Origin of the sequence: Bradyrhizobium sp. Arg816, assembly GCF_029989365.1 — a bacterium.
Classification (GTDB): Bacteria; Pseudomonadota; Alphaproteobacteria; order Rhizobiales; family Xanthobacteraceae; genus Bradyrhizobium.
This window is the reverse complement of record NZ_JAPRAQ010000007.1, coordinates 41088-62192: the sequence shown is the minus strand read 5'-3', so window position 1 is coordinate 62192 and position 21105 is coordinate 41088. Positions and strand designations below refer to the sequence as shown.

Annotated in this window: 28 protein-coding genes; 17 read left to right on the top strand and 11 right to left on the bottom strand. The window is 60.3% G+C overall.

Annotation, left to right across the window (positions count from 1 at the left end; translation table 11 throughout):
* The first annotated feature begins 129 nt into the window (after positions 1 to 129).
* Positions 130 to 726, top strand: coding sequence for a hypothetical protein (locus tag OWC48_RS18720; RefSeq protein ID WP_282521285.1), 597 nt, complete (start codon positions 130 to 132; stop codon positions 724 to 726).
* Between the two features lie 660 nt (positions 727 to 1386).
* Entirely contained in the window at positions 1387 to 2577 is a 1191-nt protein-coding gene (locus tag OWC48_RS18715) for an adenylate/guanylate cyclase domain-containing protein (protein WP_282521284.1), read from the top strand.
* A 214-nt stretch (positions 2578 to 2791) separates the two neighbouring features.
* Here OWC48_RS18715 and OWC48_RS18710 read toward each other — a convergent pair whose 3' ends face one another.
* Positions 2792 to 3631 carry a Crp/Fnr family transcriptional regulator gene (locus OWC48_RS18710; protein ID WP_282521283.1) on the bottom strand — a complete coding sequence of 280 codons (840 nt, stop codon included), beginning with the start codon at positions 3629 to 3631 and terminating at the stop codon, positions 2792 to 2794.
* Positions 3632 to 4827: 1196 nt separating this feature from the next.
* Here OWC48_RS18710 and OWC48_RS18705 point away from each other — a divergent pair.
* Complete coding sequence (locus tag OWC48_RS18705; RefSeq protein ID WP_282521282.1) at positions 4828 to 5094, top strand: hypothetical protein; 267 nt, start codon at positions 4828 to 4830, stop codon at positions 5092 to 5094.
* Here the strand turns inward: OWC48_RS18705 and OWC48_RS47165 are convergent.
* The gene (locus tag OWC48_RS47165) at positions 4984 to 5235 is read right to left on the bottom strand and encodes a helix-turn-helix transcriptional regulator (RefSeq protein WP_368860665.1); all 252 of its coding nucleotides are present in this window, start codon (positions 5233 to 5235) and stop codon (positions 4984 to 4986) included. The two genes, OWC48_RS18705 and OWC48_RS47165, sit on opposite strands and share 111 nt — an antisense overlap.
* Before the next feature lie 355 nt (positions 5236 to 5590).
* Between OWC48_RS47165 and OWC48_RS18700 the strand changes: the two genes are divergently transcribed.
* Both OWC48_RS18700 and OWC48_RS18695 read left to right on the top strand, forming a co-directional pair.
* Complete coding sequence (locus OWC48_RS18700; protein ID WP_282521281.1) at positions 5591 to 5809, top strand: hypothetical protein; 219 nt, start codon at positions 5591 to 5593, stop codon at positions 5807 to 5809.
* A 712-nt stretch (positions 5810 to 6521) separates the two neighbouring features.
* On the top strand, positions 6522 to 6752 hold the full coding sequence (locus tag OWC48_RS18695) for a DUF6894 family protein (RefSeq protein ID WP_282521280.1): 231 nt from the start codon (positions 6522 to 6524) through the stop codon (positions 6750 to 6752).
* A gap of 242 nt (positions 6753 to 6994) precedes the next feature.
* Here the strand turns inward: OWC48_RS18695 and OWC48_RS18690 are convergent, their stop codons facing one another.
* Together OWC48_RS18690 and OWC48_RS18685 are read right to left on the bottom strand one after the other, a co-directional pair.
* A complete protein-coding gene (locus OWC48_RS18690; protein WP_282521279.1) occupies positions 6995 to 7324 on the bottom strand; it encodes a hypothetical protein in 330 nt (109 codons plus the stop codon).
* Between the two features lie 1302 nt (positions 7325 to 8626).
* On the bottom strand, positions 8627 to 8857 hold the full coding sequence (locus OWC48_RS18685) for a DUF6894 family protein (protein WP_282521278.1): 231 nt from the start codon (positions 8855 to 8857) through the stop codon (positions 8627 to 8629).
* 168 nt (positions 8858 to 9025) lie between these two features.
* On the opposite strand from OWC48_RS18685, the gene OWC48_RS18680 reads away from it, so the two are divergent.
* The 3 genes from OWC48_RS18680 to OWC48_RS18670 all read left to right on the top strand — a co-directional run bounded on the left by OWC48_RS18680 (position 9026) and on the right by OWC48_RS18670 (position 9900).
* Positions 9026 to 9235 carry a PRC-barrel domain-containing protein gene (locus tag OWC48_RS18680; RefSeq protein ID WP_282521277.1) on the top strand — a complete coding sequence of 70 codons (210 nt, stop codon included), beginning with the start codon at positions 9026 to 9028 and terminating at the stop codon, positions 9233 to 9235.
* Positions 9236 to 9286: 51 nt separating this feature from the next.
* Positions 9287 to 9517 (top strand): hypothetical protein, encoded by a 231-nt coding sequence (locus OWC48_RS18675; protein WP_282521276.1) that lies wholly within the window; start codon positions 9287 to 9289, stop codon positions 9515 to 9517.
* 173 nt (positions 9518 to 9690) lie between these two features.
* Complete coding sequence (locus OWC48_RS18670) at positions 9691 to 9900, top strand: hypothetical protein (protein ID WP_282521275.1); 210 nt, start codon at positions 9691 to 9693, stop codon at positions 9898 to 9900.
* 76 nt (positions 9901 to 9976) lie between these two features.
* Here the strand turns inward: OWC48_RS18670 and OWC48_RS18665 are convergent, their stop codons facing one another.
* From OWC48_RS18665 to OWC48_RS18650, 4 genes are all read right to left on the bottom strand, one after another.
* A complete protein-coding gene (locus OWC48_RS18665) occupies positions 9977 to 10783 on the bottom strand; it encodes an ABC transporter permease (protein WP_282521274.1) in 807 nt (268 codons plus the stop codon).
* The gene (locus OWC48_RS18660) at positions 10780 to 11376 is read right to left on the bottom strand and encodes an ATP-binding cassette domain-containing protein (protein WP_282521577.1); all 597 of its coding nucleotides are present in this window, start codon (positions 11374 to 11376) and stop codon (positions 10780 to 10782) included. Before OWC48_RS18660 ends, OWC48_RS18665 begins: the two co-directional genes overlap by 4 nt.
* Before the next feature lie 4 nt (positions 11377 to 11380).
* Positions 11381 to 12415 (bottom strand): Cj0069 family protein, encoded by a 1035-nt coding sequence (locus OWC48_RS18655; protein ID WP_282521273.1) that lies wholly within the window; start codon positions 12413 to 12415, stop codon positions 11381 to 11383.
* Positions 12416 to 12734: 319 nt separating this feature from the next.
* Positions 12735 to 13625 carry a sulfite exporter TauE/SafE family protein gene (locus tag OWC48_RS18650; RefSeq protein ID WP_282521272.1) on the bottom strand — a complete coding sequence of 297 codons (891 nt, stop codon included), beginning with the start codon at positions 13623 to 13625 and terminating at the stop codon, positions 12735 to 12737.
* A gap of 272 nt (positions 13626 to 13897) precedes the next feature.
* Here OWC48_RS18650 and OWC48_RS18645 point away from each other — a divergent pair, with 272 nt between their 5' ends.
* Genes OWC48_RS18645 through chrA form a run of 7 tightly spaced genes read left to right on the top strand, consistent with a single transcriptional unit; the run spans position 13898 to position 18328 of the window.
* Positions 13898 to 14716 (top strand): sulfurtransferase/chromate resistance protein, encoded by an 819-nt coding sequence (locus tag OWC48_RS18645; RefSeq protein ID WP_282521576.1) that lies wholly within the window; start codon positions 13898 to 13900, stop codon positions 14714 to 14716.
* 49 nt (positions 14717 to 14765) lie between these two features.
* Entirely contained in the window at positions 14766 to 14999 is a 234-nt protein-coding gene (locus OWC48_RS18640; protein WP_282521271.1) for a PepSY domain-containing protein, read from the top strand.
* 16 nt (positions 15000 to 15015) lie between these two features.
* The gene (locus tag OWC48_RS18635) at positions 15016 to 15924 is read left to right on the top strand and encodes a DUF1259 domain-containing protein (RefSeq protein WP_282521270.1); all 909 of its coding nucleotides are present in this window, start codon (positions 15016 to 15018) and stop codon (positions 15922 to 15924) included.
* A 28-nt stretch (positions 15925 to 15952) separates the two neighbouring features.
* On the top strand, positions 15953 to 16546 hold the full coding sequence (locus OWC48_RS18630) for a superoxide dismutase (RefSeq protein WP_282521269.1): 594 nt from the start codon (positions 15953 to 15955) through the stop codon (positions 16544 to 16546).
* Positions 16547 to 16560: 14 nt separating this feature from the next.
* Complete coding sequence (locus OWC48_RS18625) at positions 16561 to 16737, top strand: hypothetical protein (protein WP_282521268.1); 177 nt, start codon at positions 16561 to 16563, stop codon at positions 16735 to 16737.
* Positions 16738 to 16739: 2 nt separating this feature from the next.
* A complete protein-coding gene (locus OWC48_RS18620) occupies positions 16740 to 17150 on the top strand; it encodes a hypothetical protein (protein ID WP_282521267.1) in 411 nt (136 codons plus the stop codon).
* On the top strand, positions 17147 to 18328 hold the full coding sequence (gene chrA / locus OWC48_RS18615) for a chromate efflux transporter (RefSeq protein WP_282521266.1): 1182 nt from the start codon (positions 17147 to 17149) through the stop codon (positions 18326 to 18328). The genes OWC48_RS18620 and chrA overlap by 4 nt, the downstream gene beginning before the upstream one ends.
* A gap of 105 nt (positions 18329 to 18433) precedes the next feature.
* Here chrA and OWC48_RS18610 read toward each other — a convergent pair whose 3' ends face one another.
* Positions 18434 to 18832, bottom strand: a complete 399-nt coding sequence (locus OWC48_RS18610) for a hypothetical protein (protein ID WP_282521265.1) — start codon at positions 18830 to 18832, stop codon at positions 18434 to 18436.
* 46 nt (positions 18833 to 18878) lie between these two features.
* On the opposite strand from OWC48_RS18610, the gene OWC48_RS18605 reads away from it, so the two are divergent.
* Positions 18879 to 19502, top strand: coding sequence for a family 16 glycoside hydrolase (locus tag OWC48_RS18605; RefSeq protein WP_282521575.1), 624 nt, complete (start codon positions 18879 to 18881; stop codon positions 19500 to 19502).
* 29 nt (positions 19503 to 19531) lie between these two features.
* The gene (locus OWC48_RS18600; protein ID WP_282521264.1) at positions 19532 to 20032 is read left to right on the top strand and encodes a heme-binding protein; all 501 of its coding nucleotides are present in this window, start codon (positions 19532 to 19534) and stop codon (positions 20030 to 20032) included.
* Positions 20033 to 20048: 16 nt separating this feature from the next.
* Here the strand turns inward: OWC48_RS18600 and OWC48_RS18595 are convergent, their stop codons facing one another.
* The gene (locus tag OWC48_RS18595; protein ID WP_282521263.1) at positions 20049 to 20741 is read right to left on the bottom strand and encodes a glutathione S-transferase family protein; all 693 of its coding nucleotides are present in this window, start codon (positions 20739 to 20741) and stop codon (positions 20049 to 20051) included.
* A gap of 30 nt (positions 20742 to 20771) precedes the next feature.
* Positions 20772 to 21014 (bottom strand): DUF1127 domain-containing protein, encoded by a 243-nt coding sequence (locus OWC48_RS18590; protein ID WP_282521262.1) that lies wholly within the window; start codon positions 21012 to 21014, stop codon positions 20772 to 20774.
* Positions 21015 to 21105: the final 91 nt, after the last annotated feature.

Below are 21105 nucleotides of genomic sequence, written 5' to 3'. Positions count from 1 at the left end.
GCTCCAGTTCAGAGATGCGTCCAGCAGCGTTTCTCGGCTAACTGCTCGAGTGCGAGCGAAAACTAGGTGTCCAGCATATCCCAGTCGTCGCCGAGGACCCAACGGAGAGCGGAGAGCTTTCCGTTTATCATGCCCCACTCAAAATCATCCCAGGGGCCGAGATTTTCCGAGATGCTTGCTAGCAAGAGTAAGGCAGTCGCAAAGGCGGCAGAAGTGGCAATTAATAAAGTTAATATCGACGCCACTATAGCCAGTGAGCCGCTTGAGCAGAATCCTTCTCCGGATCAATCAGCTACAAACCCATCAAAGAATCCAGAAAAATCGGGGCCTGACAAGATCATCGACTTTTATAACGCTGAGCAAGCAGCAAAGAAGGCAGTCTACGCTGCAGCCAACACAATGCTGAATAGTCTGGACGGTTGCAGGATAACACCCGAGAAACCAGCTGCCCAACCGCTCTACGATCCAATTGATGTCATTCAGGAGACCATCAATTTTTATATCACTACTTCGGGCAATCTCACGCCCTCCTGGAAGCTTGTTCGCATAACAGCGCCCACCGCTTCTCCATTTTTGTCTGGGACAATCAAAAATACAGACACCATCATTATAACGATGGGCAGACCGCTGATCCAGGATGGAACAGTGGTCGCGTCGGCACCGATGAATAACAGCCAACAGGCCGCTTTGCTCGGTCAGGCAATCAACTCGCGCCTCGTTCCCTAGGCAGCCGTGTTCGCTTTGACCATCGCTTGTTACGCATTTCGATAAATCCGCGGACTGGCCAAGTCGACCTCGGCTCAGCGGTCGGTGCAGATGGCCCGTACTTGGCGTTCTCATCCCGTTCGCTTTTGGAAAATCCTTCTCCCGAGCGACACTGGGTTTTGCGGGGTGGACCACGAACAATTTGTGGCGGTGGGAAATAATCGTCTACGGCATGGGCCCCCTGGGCTGGTAGCCTGGGCCTAGCTGGAGCGGCAATCGTCCCTGATGTTCGGAGCACTTGATAATGTCAAAGAACATTCCTCGCTTGAGCATCTCAGTTTCGAGTTTTCCAGGAGATGTTCCGACCAAGTTGAAGCAGCCCGCCAAGATCGGCTTGTGACCCAAAGCCGATCTCCGAAAGACCCCGACTGAGGTAGGCTGCGGAGGCGTCAGCCAACAAGGGCAATCTGAGGCTCCCGCCACGCGGCCATGAGCTTATCCTGATCGATTGCACTGCTTGGCCGTTAGTCCTAGGCTACTTCTTTCAGTCCGGCGGAAGCCAATGGTTGTCGAGACGCGGTACGTGACCAGCGGCGAGGTCTTCGTCGCCTACCAAATATCCGGACAGGATGGTCCGGACTTGCTCATGACGCCGGGCTTTGTATCGCACCTGGAACTGTCGTGGGAGAATCCCCACGCCGCTCGTTCCTTAACGGCCTCGGCTCGTTCTCCCGACTGATCCGATTCGACAAACGTGGCACGGGTCTCAGCGATCGGGGCGTCGGTGTCCCGCATCTCGATGAAAGGATCGACGATATCCGCGCTGTCCTCGACGCCGCGGATTCTAAGAGGGCCTACTTGTTCGGTGTCTCGGAAGGTGGGCCGATGTCGATCCTGTTCGCGGCGACCTATCCTGAACGGGTGGCCGGTCTCATCCTGTTCGGCACATATGCGCGCACGGTCGGCGCCTCCGTTCCGTTTGACGATTTTGTGGGATTTGAGCGCGATATCCGGTCCAACTGGGGCACCGGCAAAAGTCTGCCTAGTTTCTCGCCGTCAGCAGCCGCCGTTCCCGGGGCCATAGAGCGCTTCGCCAAGTTCGAGCGCTCGGCGGCCAGCCCGTCTGATGTTATCAACCTAATGCGTATGAACCGCGAGATCGACGTAAGGGCCGTCCTGTCGTCGATCCGCGTTCCTACGCTAGTCATGCATCGGCGCGACGACATACGCATTCGTGCACTCGCCGGCCGCGAGCTTGGAGAGAAAATTTCTCAGGCGCGCTACGTCGAACTACCAGGGAACGATCACCTCGCATGGTCAGGAGATCAGGACCGGCTCGTCGAGGAAATCAGAAAATTCATGGGCGTTTCCGCTACTGCCGTTGACGTTGATCGCGTCCTCTCGACCGTGCTGTTCACCGATATCGTCGATTCGACAAGGAAAGCGTCGTTGGTGGGCGACAAGCAGTGGCGTTCAACTCTGGAAGCGCATCATGCAGCGGTGCGTTCGGAACTGGAGCGGCACCGCGGACGTGAAGTTAAAACGACAGGCGACGGATTTCTGGCCCTGTTCGACGGCCCGGCGCGCGCTGTCCGCTGCGCCCAGGGTATCGTCAGCGCGGTGCGGACACTCGATCTCGAAGTGCGGGCCGGCGTCCATACCGGTGAAGTTGAGATAATGGGCGACGACGTGGGCGGCATCGCTGTTCACATCGCCGCACGGGTAGTTCAGCATGCGAAAGCGAGCGAAGTTCTGGCTTCGAGCACGGTAAGAGACCTTGTCGCTGGTGCTGGCCTCAAGTTCGTCGATCAGGGGCCGGCCGAGCTTAAGGGCCTTGCAGAGCCGTTGCGCCTGTTTGCGGCCGTCATCTAGTTTCGGGGTCGCCAATTGCGCCTTAAAAAGCCGAGACGCTATCACGCGATGTCCCCTTATGGCCTATTCCTGCCATGTTCCACGGCCGAGGATATGTCGGCTGTGAGGGGTAGAGCAGACATAATCTAAAATCGCGCCAAACCGTCGCCATTGCCCCAAGCGGATCGTCGCGCTGCGCGGCGACAGTACTGCCCCCAATGGTAGTCAATGCCATTCAAGCTGTACCTCGCGCAGCTGCCATGTGTCGCGCCGCTTTCTCTTGTGCGAGAGCTGCTTCCAGCCGCGAGATGCTTTCCTGGAGCCGCTGGTTGTGTTCTAGGAGACGCTGGCTGGTCAGGAGGAGGATATGGTAGCCGAATTGCTGATCACTCTGAAAATAGATTTCAAGCAGCCTTTCATAAGTTATGGTCAGGACTTGGGCGTCCTCTATGCACTCGACCGTCGCGGTTCGCCGGTTATCGGGTGTGAGGAAGCCAAGTTCTCCCATGAAGCGCCCTGGCGGAAGCTCGACGCCGGTTTCTATGACGAGAAACTTCCCGGTGCCGATGAGGAACATTTCCGTAGCGGAATCACCTTTCCTGAAGAGTATGTCGCCTCGGCGATATCTACGTTCGGTCATGAATGGTTTGAGCCATTCCATCGACCTGTCACCCCGCGTCGCGTTACGTGCTTTTTTAACGAGCTTGAGCAGTTGGCGGAGGCGAACGACATTGACTGGCAACAGCAGCAGATAAAGCAGAAAGGTGGCGACGCTCCCGGAAAGCGCGCAAGAAATTGCGAAGAATGTACAGCCGACCATGTTCGCAACGCGCAGCGGCACCATTCTCTGCATCAGCAAGGTAGCGACAAAGAATATGGCGCCAACCAAGGCAAACATGTTGGCGAGCGTGATATTAGCCAACAAAATTTCAAACAGCCGATTGAACAGTGCGTCGTAGGTGATGTTGTCGGGATCAAGTCCCATTTGAACGAGGATTTTTGCGATCCTGAAATTGTCGGCCGCTGTATCAAGTATGCGGTCTAGAATTGTCGAAAAATCTGCATTGGAATTCATCGGATCTCCCCTATGCAAACAATTCGGTTATGTGGGAGTTCGCAGATACATGACAGTCGAGGTCGGACAGCACAAGCGGTAGTGATCCACGTTCAATATTACCTGGTTGTTTTTGGTGATCACAGGCGCGTGGCCGGTGGCGTGTCAACGCTCAGACCAGGCGGGGCTCCGGGGGCTTCGTCCTGCGATGCATAAAAGCCGTTCTTAGCCCGTAGCCGGACTCCTTTGAGCCGCCGAGAAGGCCATTCTCAGGGACGGAGCCCGACCTGACGACTGAGCGGCCGGAGCGCCGCTTGTGACCAAGAGCAGTAGCCGGCCTCCACATAGATCAATTATCGAACCAACACCTAATCGGCTCGTTTCCTACAATTAGCTCGGACAGAGCGGATGGAAAGGAGCGTTGAAATGCAAGCACTCTTTGGCACTTCCGTTCAAGCAAGTACGCAAAGGATATCGCTAAAATGATCGATGCAATGCCGGCAAAGTAAGGCCACCGTTCGCCGCTCATTGAGCACTCCGTAGCAGGGGGTTGGCAATCGTTCCCCCCGGCCTTGGGTTCTAAAAATATCCGCTTTCATAATGCCCCCGGCGGCCTCGTCAGATGTGAATTGGTTCACGTCCCGCCAAACATTTTGGCTCGCCTGTTCGCTCCACACTGAGCGGTCCCCTCTGCGACGGCCGCAAGCGGCCCATCGTGCCGCTTGGCGGGAAGATCGCGCAGCGGCTCGATGATGGGGCGGAAACGCTCCGCATGCAGGTACGCTTCCGCTTTGCGAGCTTCTCCGATTCCAGCATTGCCGAGCATCTGCCCGCGAGCGCTGGCGGCTGCGAGGGCCTCCCTGGTGTGCTGAGCGATCCTCTCGCGGGCCGTACCTCTCTGGCCGAGGCACCGGGATTGGAAAATTCGGCCGGGCAAGCATGCTTATTTCGACATCCCCTCGCCGTCACCGCCAAGTTTCAAAACTCTCGCTTGGGGTCAGCGCCTCTGGTCAGCGCAAATTTAAGAAAGATCGGAGGGCGGAGAGCGAGAGCTGTTGCAACAGCCTTTAGCGAGCTTCTCCCCTGTCCCCATAGTGGGGTGTGCTGAAGGGAGACTCACCGCTATCGTTTACTCGACACTTGATGTGGATCAACGGCACCGAGTGTGACGGAAAACTATTCCCGGTCGGTGGACGGTAACTCGGGGCCCTCCGGTGATGATTGAAGAGATCCTTTTTTACACGATGGTCCTCACCGCCATTGGTTTTTTGTGGTTGTGGTACATCGAGCAGAGAAAAAAGCGAATAGCGCTTCGGCACAAGGAAATTGACACCTCCGTAACCCGTAACCCTGCGCTTTGGTTCGCGGTCGATCTACGTGATGCCTCGATAGCGCGGCCAGCTCGCCCACCGCTCTGCTGCATCGGCGATCTCGTCGGGCGAATTGATCTGCAATCGCGCGAGCAACCGGGCTTTCTGCTCTGAGATTTGCTTGGCGGTACCGCCCAGTCGCACCGCGATCTCCGCGTCAGTCTTCCCCGCAGCTAGGCGCCTCAATAGTCGCTTCTCACGCGGACTAAGCAGGTCGCGCATCGGAACATCTCCACTGCCGATAACCACGCGCATTTGTCGCGCCGTTTCGCGGCACTTAAATATTCAACGCGCGACGGCCCCAAACGTCTCCGGGGGCTTGGGACAAAGGAGCCGGGAGGCCGGGGCCGCGAGCGCGCGGCTTACCCAGCGCACTAAAGCCATCCTCGGCTGTCGGTGCATCCGCGCTCTCTCAAATGTTATGTTGCTACATTAAATTTGGAGGTAGCTCGCCTTCCAACACGTCTTCAGTAGGAACGCTGGCGCGCGACCAACATTTGCCTCACGCTTCGGGTCCGTGTCACAGCTTTGCTCGAAGTGCGGCTCCAGCTAGCAGCAGGCACCGTAGACGGGAGCCGCCCTTTTAGCAGGTGAAACTCGGAAGACAGAGATGACGTACACCATCGGGTTTCGAAAGCGAAGCAATGTCGCAGTTTTAACGACTGAAGTCCCGACGGCCAATCATGCGCTTGCAGTCATCGCAACCGTCGAACAGTCCGTGGGCAAGCTCGACTTCATCAGGTCGCCGCAGGAAGGCGACATCGGCATTGAAATGCTTAAGGTGTTGGCAAAAGAAGAGGCCGAGGAAATGTCTCAGACAGCCGTCTAAAGCCGCCGCCCGCGCTCTGTTTAAGCGGGCGGCGTTTCCGGCATGCGTTTTTTGCCACGCGCCGCTTCGCCTTGCGCGTCTTGGTGTCTAGTAAAAGAACCACAGCGCGATGATGATCAGCGATCCCAAAAACATCACCGACACCACCGCCGCTCCGAGGCAACCACTCTGGTTCAATGCCGACCTGCCTTATACCCTCAGCCTCAACCGCCTCTTTCAGCTGTTCACTTGTACACCCCAGGCGTCCTGCACCGGGTCTATTCTCGTCCCGCGAGGGCCGCCGTGAACGAGCGAATTTTCATCGTGCTAATTATCCTGCTAGGCATGATTGCACCGGCTTTGATGGTCCTCGCACTGCTCTATCGCTGATGCAGCGCGCGACGGCCCCAGCGTCCGGAGGCTGGGACAGGAGCCGAAACGCCGGGGCCGCGAGCGCGCCGAGATAGGCCCAGCGCACCGAAGCGAGCATGTCCCACCCCCGCCTGTTCGATCTGTTCACTTGTATACCCTAGGCGTCCCGCTTATTCGCGGGACGGTTGATCCAAATCAACGTCCTAGATGCCAGTTCGCCGCGAATTCGTTGTGGGCTGGACAGCATCCAAAGGAAACTGGAGATGACCGCAGAAATCCAATCAGGACCGATTTCGCGTCGTACAGCGGCCCTTCGCACTGGCTGTTGTGAAACGCGGCCGGCTCTGTAGGATTCTGACGCATGCCGCGCTATTTCTTCCACGTCACCCACAAACGCCGCGAACTCGACCGCGAAGGCTATGAGCTACCTGACGAGCACGCCTCTTGGTCTGAGGCCACGGTAACGGCTGGGCAGATGCTCCAATGCCTCGGCGGGAAGCTCACACCCCACCGCGAATGGCGGATGGAAGTCGTGGACGAGTCCCAAAACACGCTCTATGTCCTGCGTATTAATGCCGAGAAGCGAACGTAAGCCTTGGCTCAGTTGGCGGATTCATCGTGCTGTTCTAGTAAAAGAACCACAGCGCGATGATGATGAGCGATCCCAGAAACATCACCGACACCACCGCCGCTCCGAGGCAACCACCACTCTGGTTCAATGCCGACCTGCCTTCACGGGAGCAAGCAGGTCGGAGACAAGGAAAACGGCGAGCGAAGCGCCGCTGATTTCAGGCCCCAAGCCTGGCTCGGTATGGCACCGCCGGTCGGGCCAGCTCATTTGCGTTCGAGCAGTTTGGTGAAGGTCAGCCCCGGATTGATCGCCAGCATATTGATGATGTCGGGCAGCGGCATCTCGGGCGCATCCACCATCACCTCGAAATGACAGCCGGGATGCGCGACGTCGAAGTCGCGCAGATGTTGCAGCCACGCCTGTTGCAGGGATTCCGGGACGTGGGCGATGGTGAGGATCTTGACGTCAGCGGGGGCATAGTCGCGCGCTTCGGCATCCTCCGGTGACAGACCTTGCTGGCGATGGACTTCAGCGCCTCGCTTCACTTTCTCCATCCAGCCATCGACCCACGCTTTGAGATCGGGATTCTCCATATGGTCGCCTCCGTTTCATGAAGTGGTCTTCGGGGCCGGGCGCACAGAGCGAAACCAGATTGATAAGACGGGCACGCCCTTGAGCGCACCCGTCCCTCCAACGGCGCCGGAACCTTGGGCAAGGCGGCCGTGGAGACGCGACCCTAACGGATTACGCCGGGTTCTGGTTTCAAATGGGTCGGGGCGGACGTGCCACTACGGGACGCTTGCCCCTAGAGCCGCAGGGTTGCCTTCGGCAAGGCCGGGGCGGCGGTGGCCGTCGAAGCCATGACGTGAGCGCAGAGCTTTTCGAGCGCGCGGCACCTGCGCGAAGCTGACGCAGCGGGCCGAGCGCCTCGTCGGGAAGTGGCCCCTCTCTTAGGAACGACCGTCCGGTTGCCGGGTTTTCCCGAGCCCCCCACAAGGGGTGGCCCGTCGTGACTAGCCTCAGTGCACTGTCCGGCAACAGCGCGCTGGGGCCGTTTCGCCGGTCACCCGATAACGCACTCGTATTCGCTCACTTTAGGCAGATTGCGACTGACCGAGGCCAAGGTGAACAATCTGAACAAAAATCCCGATTGCGACAGTGACAAGTGCCGCTACTCCCGAGGCGAGGTCAGGACCTACCCCGGCGCCCATCCACCGCTGACCCTGTGCGCAACCTGCTGGGCTCATGAGAGCGCGCGACGGCGATTTAAGTCCGGCCTGCCGGTGCTGAAGTGGGCAGAGGGGAAACCTATCAGCGCTCTGTCCTCATATACGGACTGAACTCAGGCGCCGGCTGCGGAGCGGCATTCAAGGAGAATGCTGCGCCAACACGCGGCTGCGCGGGTCTCGGTGGCGAATTTCCAAAGACGCTCCAGATAAATACGCTCAACACCATCGAAACGGCGACGAGGAGCAAAAGGTCACGGACCATGGTGTCCTCCCTTTCGCTGTATTCAATGGTGGAATAAGCCCGACGTTCCTAGATGGAGCCGTTCGCGGCCAAGCTGCAACAGCTACGAATTCGAGGGCTCGCAGTCTGGGGGCGGCGGGGCTTATCTTTGCTGGACGGCTATGAAATCACCCAGTTGATCAGGCACCAACTGGTCCATCCGATGGCGCCGATCCACACGACCGAGGCCGCTCCGCCGACACATAAGAATACGACTGGGAAGAGATAGCCATCAGTCCATCGACGGCCGTTGACCGGCGAGGTTTGCTCAGTCCTACTAAGCAAATCGTCCCGTCTCGGAAAGACGGACATATCGGCTGAAGAATGACGTAGAAAATTGCTCATTAATGAATTTCCCGTTTAGGGGCGCGATTGCCGAGATCTCGCTACAGTTTCTCGATCACGACAGCGGCTGACACGCGCAGAAAAGGCCCGTTCTGATCTCGCAATTCGACCTTGGTTACGCCCGCAATGCCACGGCGCGATCCATCCAAAATCGCCTGACCTAGCAATTCCAAAGCCAGCTGTGGGGCCTCGGAGGTGTTCGGCAATTCGACGCCCTCGTCGTCGATGATCGTGTCGGCGTCACTGAGAATGTCGAAATAGATGGTGGGCATGCGGCGGGAAGAACCCGCGTAACTAAGCGAGGTTCCTATTTTTCCCGACTGCCGGTTGTCTGCACGGTTGGAGCAGACGTGGTGCTGATCTGGACGAGCTGTTCATGAGGAACGCAGCTCAATTCCCCTCGTTTGCAGTTTGCACCAAAAACGAGATGCCTGAAGGCAATGCCTCGAGCTAAAGCGCATGCCACCGTTATCCTGCGGGAGTATCACAAAGCCGAGTCAGAATTGATCGGCAAGGCCGTGGTGCTTACGGACGGCAAGGCGGGGACCGTCGAAGGATTACACTTGGACGAAGCCCACGGTTTGCGTCTTTCCGTAGCTGGGCATCCCGGGAAATGGCCCGTCTCAACCATCAAGCTGGCGCAGAAGTGACAAACGCCGTGTTGCGCGCATGCGCGGCGCAGACCTGGTTACGGAACCGCCGTGCAAGCACATGAAGGAAACTCAGAAAGAAATTATCAGCCTGATCGCCAAGACGGTCGTAAATGCGCCAAGGGCGATGACAGCAATTTTGAGATGAAGATCATTATCCAAGCCCATTTGCCTTTACTCACACAGCGCCGTCAGTCCCTCGCCACTGGCAAACCGGAAAACCCGGCGGCCCTGGAGGAGACCGCCGGGCTGATCCGCCGATCACACCACTGCAACCGCTGACAGGCTGAATAAATGGCGCTGACGCGTCTGTGCGAATCCCGACACTCCGTCTCGGTTTAGTCGGACGTGTGGCCGACAAGCCACGTCCTCTAGCGTGCAAGAATTCCTTCGCTGGATTTTACCGCGATCTCACCGGCATAATCGTACATTTCAAGACGTCCGCTGCGCACTGCATGCGCCATGTCATCACCGAGGTCGGCAAGATCGTGAAGGTGTCGATGGCGACGGCTAAGAAGGGCATCCTGACCAAAGACGCCGTCCCTCGTGTGCTGCAATCGGCATCTGGGCGGCAATCCAGAGCGCAGAACCTAGTTGTCGCTACCTGCTCCGACGACAAGGGCGACCGCGACGTCCGCGGAGAACTCAAGTGCGTCTATCTGTAAACACTGGTGAAATCTACCGACAGAAAGCGCAATTCGGAATCCCCTTCTTCGGAAAGGGCAATGGCGACCGAAGCTTTTAAGTAGACGTTTCAGCGGGTATTCGATCGAGTCGCAATCGATGCCTTTGATCGGTGAGCAGGCGAGCGCCTCCCATAACGGCAGCGAGAGTTCCTAATCCCGTCCCCCCGGCGATCAGGAACATGACCAAGAGCTGATATTTGACCGCGTCTATCGGTTCGACGCCCGCGAGGATTTGACCGGTCATCATCCCCGGCAAGGAGACAAGGCCGATTGCGGCCATCGAATTGATGGTCGGCATTAGCCCGCTCCGCATTGCATCCCTTAGAACCGGCAGCAGCGCCTGATACCGGGTACCGCCAAGGGCAAGGCAAGCTTCTACGGCAGCCCGTTCGCGCACCAGGCCATTGGTCAGCACGTCCAAGCCCAAGCTTATCCCAGTCATGGTGTTGCCCAGGATCATGCCCAACAGAGGCAGCGCGTAGCGCGGGTGATACCAGGGATCCGGACGTAGCTCGGTCAGGAGCGCAAACATCGTGACGGTACCGGCGGCGAGCAGCGTGCATCCTGCGCCCAAGCCGTAGCTCCAAGTGCCTGGTAGGCGCCGCTTCTGCCGCGCCACGATCTCCCGTGAGGCGAAGAGAACCATGATGAAGGCCGCGAGGGCGGTCCAGAGCGGCGAGACTGCGGCGAACAGGAACGTCAGTGCGTATCCAACGAGCACCAGCTGAAGCACCATCCGCACGGTCGCGATGGCCAGTTGTTTTTCGAGCTTGAGACGAAGAACAAGCGAGAGAACGCCGTCCATGACGACAAGGAGCGCGGGCAGGAACAAGTCACCGTACGCCAGCTGGATGTAAGTCACGGCCCATTTTCCTCGATTCTGCCGTCGGCACTCATCACGAAGATCCTCGACCCGACGCGGCGGGCCTGGGCGTCATCGTGCGTGCTCCAGACGACGCTCGTTCCATTGGAAATGCGTTCGGCGATCAAGGATTCGACGGCCGCAGCTGATGCCGAGTCGAGGGCCGAGGTCGGCTCGTCCAACAGAAGCACCCGCGATCGCAGCATCAGCGCCCGCGCAAGCCCCAACCGTTGTCTCTCTCCAGTGGAAAGCCTTTGGATCGGCCACGGTCCGCAGCCGGGTGGCAATCCCAATCGTGTGACCAGCGGTAAGGCATCGTCCCATTCGCCGAAGTGCTCCTGCACGGTGTCCGACCACCAGCCAGGCTCGGCAGCGAGGTAGGTCACTTGCTTTCGCCAGACGGGGGCGGGCATCGCCTCCCTTAGCGTTCCGTCCAATTTGACCGTTCCGTCGTTGGGGTCGAGATCCGCGATGGAGCGAAGCAGCAGGGTCTTCCCGGCGCCGGAGGGTCCTTGCAGGGCGACGCATTCTCCGTCCTGCAAGTCGAATGAAACGGAGATATGCAAGCGCTTGAGCACGCTGACCGTCAGCATGGTGTCAAAGCTTAAGCTGCAGCCGATCGGCAACACGCCGAGCGATCTCCGCCGGCGCCTCGTTCGGGTAGGGATGCACCGAGCTGACGTTGATCTCGCCGAGCACATAGCTGTCGCTCCCATCGGCCCGGACGGAGCCGAGCATGAAGTCGGCGTCCCAGATCGCGGGCAGGTCACCTGGCGCAATATCTAGCAGCGACGTTAGCTGGGGCGTCCACTCGTCCTCCATCAACCGCCGCAGCCGCTGGAAGCAGGGGTCTGCGTTCGACGTGTAGAGCCGCGGCCCGGCCTCGGAACGCGCGGCCGGCGAATCGACCAGGGCTCTGACCTTGTGATGGCCGAAGCCGGCACAGCGGTCGCCTGCCATGTAGCAGCGGACGACGCCTTCGCTCAAGCGAGACTGATATGGCTGGTCGACGACGCTGCCGTTCTCGAAATACTCCGCGCAGCGACTGAGAAAATCATCCAGCGTGAGCTCCTCGGGCGCGTCCTTGGTCGCGTCCATCACCCTTATCATGGAGGAGGTCGGCAACCTCTCGACCTTCCAGACACCCTGGCCGCCGTTGCCCCGGCTGCGTTTGATCACCCGCGGCCCGGCGGCGAGCCTCGCGGGCAACTCGGCACGCATGGCTGCTGCGGTTTGATACAGCGCCGTGTCGCTTCCCCAGCCCATCGAGCGGGTGCGATAGAGGACCTCTTTGGTGCCCATCTTGAGGATGACGTCCGGATGAGCGCTCACCCACACGCCCTGCGTGGCGACGTCGCGCAGCAGGCCATCGAGACCGGCGCGGTTTCGGCCGTCTTGAATTGGGTTGACCCAGACGAGCACACCGTCGACCCCGAGCAATTGTTCGCGGACCTCGTCGGCGAAGCTTTCGTCGTAGATCGCTGGGTGCCCGTCGACGCCGACGGCTGCGAGCGCTTCGAAGACGTCGACGAAGCGGCCGCTTTTCGAGGTCGCATCGCGACGCGCGGCGGCATCTCCTCGCGAGAGGATGGCGACGGTACGTCTGGGAGAGGGTTGTCGTTCGGTATCCATGCGCAAGCTCCACGTGTTGCGTGCTGCGCAGAACTTGGACCGAAGTCTCACGGGGAGTCTGCTTGTCCCCTCGGCGACACCTTATGCGAACTCCTCGGCCCTTTTCAAGGCGGGAGCCGAGGCCAAGAAGTAGGGATCCAGCGATGGACTCTCGGTCCGCCGTGCTCACGCTTCCGACCCTGCTATTGCAGGCGCATCGCTGGCAGGACTTCGAAGACGAACATGGCGACGGCGAGCGCCGCTATGACGTAGCCGAGGAAGGTGTTGAGTGCAGCGTATCGATCGTGCGGAGGTTCAGTCATGAGCGAAGCTCTTACGGTTATCCCGGCCCGATCGGAGCAACCAACGTCTGTTGCGAGCGATTTGATGCAGATCGCCTTTTGAAGAAAATGTACAACAAGCAGCCGTCGATCAGCAAGGTGAGGATAAGGACGGCGTAGGCCCAGGGGCTGCCCAGCAGATTCACCTCGATCAATACCCGGGAAAAGCCGAAGCCCACGACCCACGCATCGAAGCTCATGCAGATCCGGCGGAAGGTCTCGGCATCAAGTCGGCTGATGGCGTAGGAGCCGAGCGGAACTCCGATCGCGATGCAGGGAAAGAAGACCCACAGAAGCTGGCCGCTTTCGGCGGTGAAGAGGCCAAGCTGATAATAGACAATGGCTGTCACGCTGGACTCGGCCACGCGCACCAATGCGAGGCCAGCTCGAAATTCAGTTTTGACCAGACCTTGGTTGTTGAACAGGATCGCGAGCGGCGGTCCCGAGATCGTTGTGACGGAGTACAGGACGCCCAGAGTGGTTCCGAAGGGCAGGCCGACCAGCCAGCTGGAGCGGATCGGCCTGCGCCACCCCGCTGCCTGCAGTAGGATGAGGGGCAGAATGATCGAGTAGGTCACCAGCTTGATCCAACCCGGCTGCACGGAAGTAAGGATCAGAGCGCCGATTCCGATCCCCGGGAGGAGGCCGAGGACGATTGGAAGAACCCTTCTCCACACGGCCGCGACGCCACTCAAATTGATAAACAGAACGTAGAAATTGGTGACGACCTCAATCAGCACGATCGCGGGATTTAGGATGCGGTTCGTGTAGAAAACGAGCGCCATCGGCACCGTAAGGGATGAAAAGCCGTAGCCGAGCGCTCCGTTGACGAAGGCCGCGAACAGCGCGATGCCGGCGACGACGATCACCGCAGTATCAACGGGAGGCATTGCGGCTTCTCCAACAAACCGGTCGCTGAGAGCTCATCCTACCACGACGATCCGTTTGCCGGTGAACAGAGCCGGGACCTCTGTAACGCGGCCGACTACTCGGACTGGACGAGTTCCGAATGGTGAAGTCTTCGTGACGTTCTGGCGCTCTCGCCAACGGCGTGCGGGTTGACAGGTTCGCCTGGGAGAGTTTTATTCGGGGCTCGGGGAATTGCGATCTCCCCGCGAGGCGTCATGCCCAAGAATCGCGTCCTGATCACCAAGGGCGCAGCATGCCAGCTTCATACACTTCTATTTCTCCCGATAAATTGGCTCGATTGATAGGCACGGCCGCTGCGCCGACGCTCATCGACGTGCGCATCGACGAGGACTTTTCGGCCGACCCGCGCCTGATTCCTGGCGCCGTGCGGCGCTCGCATCTTGACGTCCAGGATTGGGCGTCCCGCCTGACGGGGCAGTCCGTGGTCGTGGTCTGTCACAAGGGCAAGAAGCTCAGCAAGGGTACCGCAGCCTGGCTGCGGTGCGGCAAGGTCGCCGCTGAGGTCCTCGAGGGCGGCCAAGTGGGCTGGAAAGAGGCGAACCACCCGACCGTGCCGGCCGACAAGATCCCCAAGCGCGACGGGCGTGGTTGCACGGTATGGGTCACGCGCGCGCGCCCCAAGATCGATCGGATTGCGTGCCCATGGCTGATCCGCCGGTTCGTCGATCCCACAGCGGTATTCCTGTTCGTCGCGCCGTCCGAGGTCGAGGCCGTCGCCGAGCGGTTCGAGGCCACGCCGTTCGACATCGAAAACGTGTTCTGGAGCCATCGCGGTGAGCTCTGCACCTTCGATGTCATGGTCAAAGAATTCGGCCTTTCGTCGCCTGCGTTGGAGCGGCTGGCGACGATGGTCCGCGCGGCCGATACGGCGCGCCTCGATCTGTCCCCTGAGGCGCCGGGCCTGCTTGCGGCATCACTCGGTCTGTCGCGCATGTTCGATGACGACCTTGAGCAGTTGAACGCCGGTCTCCAGCTCTACGACGCGTTCTACCGATGGTGCCGCGACGCGACCAAGGAGCTGCACAACTGGCCAACCAACAAGGGCAAGTGACGCCAAAGGCCTGATGACTTCTGGGGCAGGGACAACCAGGAGATCAGACATGCGAACATCCACGATCTATCGGGCAGTGCTCTTCGTGGCGCTGGCGGCGGGACTCTCGCCCGCTCACGCCCTGACCCAGGACGAGCTGATCGCCAAGATCCAGGCGGCCGGCTACTCGCAGGTGCAAGACGTCAAATCGACGGCCGAAGGCATCACCGCCAATGCAATCAAGGACGGCAAACCCGTGAAGCTGCTCGTCGACAGCAGTGGCCAGATCAAAGAGCGGAATTGAGGCAAGGAGCAACACCATGAAAAGGACCATCTTGGCTCTGGTCGGCCTCGCCGTCTGCTTTTTCGCAATCCGCTTCGTGCCCTTCTTCCCGGCGTATGCTCAAGACGCAGCATGGCAGAAGGTAGACGAGGTGCTTGGCCGCAAGCCGGCGGTTTCGGATGACGTACGCCGCTACGGCTTTCCCCGCAGCGACCTCTCCGTGACTTTGGATGGGGTCGCGATCAAACCGGCGCTGGCATTGGGCGGCTGGGTCGCCTTCAAGCCCGCGCACGGCGGCGCCATGGTCATGGGCGACCTTGTGCTGCTCGAGACCGAGATCAACCCCGTCATGGCGAAGATGATCGCGAACGGTCTCGAGATCACCGCCGTGCATAACCACCTCCTGCGCGCGAGCCCGGCGACCTTCTACATGCACGTCGCCGGCCACGGCGATCCCGTCAAGCTGGCCTCGGCGATCCACGACGCACTCGCCGAAAGCAAGACCCCGCTGACGGCCGCAGCACCGTCCAGCCCGCCGCCGGCCGTCGATCTCGACACGGCAAAGCTCGACCAGATCATCGGCGTGAAGGGCCAGGCCAACGGCGGCGTCTACCAGTTCAACGTCAAGCGGCGAGACCCGATCACGCAGGAGGGCATGCTGTTGACCCCCGTCGGCCCGATGGGCGTCGCGATCGGCATCAATTTCCAGCCGACCGGAGGCGGGAAGGCCGCCATCACGGGCGATTTTGTGCTGACCGGCGACGAGGTCAACCCAGTCATCCTGGCGCTGCGGGCACACGGCATCGAGGTGACAGCGCTCCACAGCCACATGCTCGACGAGCAGCCGAGACTGTTCTTCATGCACTTCTGGGCGAACGACGACGCCGTGAAGCTCGCCGAGGGCCTGCGTGCGGCGCTGGACAAGACTGCCAGTACGAAGAGTTGAGCCAAAGATTGAGCGAAGGAGCCGCCTGATGCCCTACGAAACCAAGCCGCTGCCGTTCGACCCGAAATCGATCCGCGGCATCTCTGAAAAGGTGCTCGTCAGCCACTATGAGAACAACTACGGCGGCGCGGTGAAGCGGCTCAACGCGATCAGCGCGCAACTCGCCGAACTGGACTTCGCCAAGGCGCCGAACTTCGTCATCAACGGCCTGAAACGCGAAGAGCTGATCGCCGCGAACTCGATGATCCTGCATGAGATCTACTTCGATGGTCTCGGCGGCGCCAACCAGCCCGGCGGCGCTCTTGCCGAGGCGATCGCACGCGACTTCGGCAGCATCGAGCGGTGGCGCACGGAGTTCGCGGCGATGGGCAAGGCGGAGGGCGGTGGATCGGGTTGGGTGATTCTTTCCTACTCCCCCCGCAACAAGCGGCTCGTCAACCAATGGGCCGCCGATCATACGACGACGCTCGCCGGGCGTCCCGTGCTGGTGCTCGACATGTACGAGCATGCCTATCACATGGACTTCGGCGCAGCCGCAGCGCGTTATGTCGACATCTACATGGAGGCTATCCGCTGGGACAACGCCTCCGCACTCTACGATCAATACGCGAAGGAAATCTAAAGGAGATGAGAAGGATGAGAAACCTTGCCGTCGCCGTGTTCGCGCTGGCCGGCCTGCTTGCTGCCCCACAGGCGGCTCGCGCGCAAACTTGTAAGGTCTGCGGCGACCAGCGGGCCGCTTGCATGAAGAACTACGCCGGCCCCGCCTGCAAGACCGAGTATGAGATCTGTCGGAAGGCGTGCAAAAAGTGAGGGTGGCGGAATCGAAGAGCCGACTTGCGGGGTGTCTCATCGCGGCCCTCGCTACCGGCATCGGGGGACTGGTCACCTTCGATGCCGGCTTTGTCGCGGCCGAGAGCGTTCGGACGTTGACCGGCGCGCAGATTCGAGCGGCTTTCACGGGGAAGCAACTGACCGACGAGGTCCACTATCGATTTGTTTATGACGGCGACGGGACGCTGCGAACTTATTCGATGGGTGTGAAGCAGGTCGGAAATTGGCGCATCCGGATGGATGAAATTTGTCTCTACATCAAGGACATGGGCGACGACTGCTACCGCGTGACACAAAGCGGTAAACGGTTCGAGCTGATGCCGACGGGGCCCGGCGGTCCGATCGACGGCATATTGGAGTCCGCATATCACGGGGATGGGGAAAAGCGATGACGACAACGACGAACGCCGAGCGCGGAAACATGGGCGAGCTGGTGCGCTATTTCCTGCGCCTTGGCTTTCTCGGCTTTGGGGGTCCGGTCGCGCTAGTCGGCCAAATGGAGCGCGAGCTCGTCAACGACAAGAAATGGCTCACCAAGGAGCAGATGCGCGAGACAATCGCCATTTGCCAATCGCTTCCTGGGCCGCTCGCGATCCAGGTCGGGATCTTTATAGCCTATTTGCGCTGCGGCTTCTGGGGTGCGTGGGCCGGTGGTTGGTCCTTCATCCTGCCGAATTTCGTCATCGTCGCAGCCCTCGGCGCGCTCTATGTCCATCTAGGGGATCTCAAGGCTGTCACCGGCATCTTCTATGGCGTTAGTCCGGCCGTGATCGCGCTGATCCTGCACTCCTGCTACCGCCTCGCCAAGCTCGGCATGGAGGACTGGCTGCAATGGGCGATTGCCGCGGTCTGCCTCGCCGTGACTGTGATCCTGCAGGCGGAGGTCGCCCTGCTGTTCATCGGTGCCGGAATCGTCGGGATCGTCTACTACGGCCACATCAAGCGCCCTGCGGTCGCTCTCCAACTCGCGCTGATTCCGGCGGCGGCACCCGCAGTCGCGCCCGTTGCGACCGGATCGACATTGGGCAAGCTACTGCTGTTCTTCCTCAAGGCAGGCTCCCTGACCTTCGGGAGCGGCCTTGTGATCGTTCCCTTCCTCGAGCAGGGGCTGGTGCAGCAGTACGGCTGGCTCAACGAGCGCGAATTCCTGGTGGCCGTGGCCATCGGCATGATGAGCCCGGGACCGGTCGTGATCACTGCGACGTTCGTCGGCTATCTTGTGGCGGGCTTCTGGGGATCGCTGGTCTCGACGGTCGGCATCTTCCTTCCGTCCTTCCTGCTCGTCCTGATCGTGGCTCCGTTGCTGGCGCGCCACCGCAAGAATCCGAATGTGCAGGGCTTCGTGAAGGGGGCCTACGCCGCCGCGATCGGAACCATCGTTGGTGCGAGCTTCCTGCTGGGCAAGATCGCGATCGGAGACTGGCTGACCGCGCTGATCGGCATCGTGTCGCTGGCCGTGCTGTTCCGTTGGAAGGTCAGCAATCCTTTGCTGATTGCGGTCACGGCCGTCGTCGGGCTGGTCGCCTATCCGATCCTGCAGCCGGCATGGGTGCTCACCGGGCTCAAGTGAGGAGTGACGATGCGCACGGCGCTCGAGAATGGCCTGGCGGTGGAGCGACGTGTGGCGATCGTTCCTGTCGCCGCACGTCCGCCATCTCGGGTCTGGCCAGGAAGCCTATTGGCGATTCTTGTCTGCAGGACGAGCGCGCCAGTCGCGGCCGACGGTCTGATGGTCGTCGTTCGGCGCGGCCTGGCTGGCGTGATCGGCCTCGCCGCCCTGAGCCTTCCAGTCGCGTCCGATCGTGACGTCCTCGGCGCGGCTGCGATCCTGCTCGCGAGATTGTTCCGACTGCTGCGGCGACTGAGGCTGTTGGACCGAAGTGGACTGTGCTTGGGCCGCGCCTCCGCCAATGGCGAAGGCGGCCAACAGGGCAGCCAATGCAGAATTTCTCATGATGGTCTTCCTTCCTCGCTGGAGGTGTCCATCAACTCGCCCAGGCGAGCTTTGTTCGTAAAGCGCCCGCGTAAAACACAGGACGTTGATCATGCGAAAATGGATGATCGGCTCGGCCATCCTACCGTCCAGACCTTCTGCGCGGGTGAGCCTCGCCTTGACGTTCATGCTGATTTTGATGATGGGAGGGAACGCCGTGGCCAAGACCTTGGACTTTGACAACAGCCCTGTCGGAATGCCGCCGGAAGGATGGACTTTGACGAAGACCGGTCAGGGGCAATCGAAATGGACCGTTGAGGCCGACGCGACGGCGCCGAGCAAGCCGAACGTGCTCAAGCAATCCGGACGGGCGACCTTCCCCGTGGCCATCAAGAGCGATACCAGCATCGGTGACGGCTTCGTGGAGGTCAAATTCAAGGCCGTCGCGGGCTCGGAAGATCGCGCCGCGGGCATTATCTGGCGCGCGAAAGACGCGGACAATTACTACGTCGTCCGGGCCAACGCGCTGGAGGACAACGTGGTGCTCTATAAGACCATCAAAGGCGTTCGAACCTCGCTGGATATCGTCGGACGCAAGGGCGGCTATGGCGTCAGCACGTCGGTTGCGGCCGGGCAATGGCACTCGCTGCGTTGCGACTTCACGGGAAGTCGATTCAAGGTGGCCTATGACGGAAAGCCACTATTTGAGGTGGAGGACACCACGATCGCGGAGGCGGGCATGATTGGCTTGTGGACCAAGGCGGATAGCGTGACCCTGTTCGACGACCTGGCATATGGTGAGGTCAAATAGCTCTCTGTCCAGCTCTGCCGGAGATAGCCATGAACGTTCGAGCTCTGTCGGTCGCGACCGCACTGCTGACCCTGCTCATCAGTCCAACCCGGGCGGAAGACGCTCTCGTCGCTTACAAATCGCTTAGCCCAGAGGTGGCGCTCGATCTGGCGCGTGCTGCGTTGGATAGCTGCCGCGGCCGCGGCTACCAGGTTGCGGTCGCTGTCGTCGACCGCTTCGGCGTCGCGCAGGTGATGCTCCGTGATCGCTTTGCAGGGCCCCACACACCCTCAACTGCTTCCGGCAAGGCGTGGACGGCTGCGTCGTTCAAGACGAGCACGACCGAGCTGAATGCGGTCAGCCAGCCGGGCATGATGCAGGCCGGGATTCGCAGTTTGCCGGGAGCAGTCATCATCGGAGGAGGACTGATCGTCGAAGCTGGCGGCTCTCTGGTCGGCGCGGTCGGGGTGTCCGGCGCCCCCGTCGGTGATGCGGACGAAGCATGCGCGAAAGCGGGGAGCGACGCAGTACGCGACAAGCTGGAGTTCTGACGGGTGGGTAGGCGAACTAGTATTTCGGGCGGTGTGATGTCGCCCACTCTCGCGCGTGCTGAATAGGTTCGCGTGGTGGGAGGATTGCGCGAAGCTTTTGTGTCGTCGGAAGGCCTTCCATGCGCTCGCGCCATCGGCAGAAGGCTGGATACTTCGGGTACATGCGCCGTCCTTCCTCGGTCAAGCTGAACGCAAATGTACTGGGCAGGAGGAAAAAGTCGGCAATCGATACTTCGGAGCCGATCAGATAGTTCCGGCCATCAGCGAGTTCGCGCTCAAGGACTGCGAGCACGGTCTCAACTTTCGGCAGGGCATGCGCCACGACTGCTTCATCGGAAGGGATCCCAAGTTCCGGAAAGACCAGCCGCTCATGGGTCACGTGATGGATCATGTATGGGTAGACATAGGAATTGACGACGCCGATCCATTGGTTCATGCGCGCCCGCGCCTTGACGTCTTTCGGTGTCAGCGACACCCCGACGAAGGCCTCGTCGACATAGGCTGCGATTGCGCTCGTTTCATAGATGGTGAGGTCGCCGTGTCTGAGGATCGGGACGCGGTTGAACGGGTGGAGCACCAGATGATCGGGCTTACCCATGACCGGCTCGATGTCCTGGAATTGGTAGGCCACGTCCTTGTGCGTCAGGATCAGGCGGACGATGTTGACGAAGGTGCTGCGTGGGAAGCCGTAAACGATCGGATCGGACATCTATTTTCTCCCTCTGAATTGTTCTCAGCGTCAGAACGGTTTGGCGGCTTCGCGCAGCGCCTGCTCGCGCGTCAGGCCGATATCGCGAAGCAGATGCGGGTCATCGGCGATCTCGCGCAGCGCCAGGCGCTGGAACGGCCGGTCAAGCAAGCTCCACCATCCGGGGCGCGGGGCGCCTGGTGACACTCCTGAGCTGGATTGATGAAGTGGGGTGGCCGGGTCCGCGGCGTGCACCCGCGGGATCGACCACGTATCGGTCAAAAGGACGGACATAAGGGGCTCCAAATTGCTTGAAATGCTGCACTGGAGCTGTTCAATAATGCGGCGGGATGCTTCCCCGCAAAGCATCGTTTCTCGCGCCTGC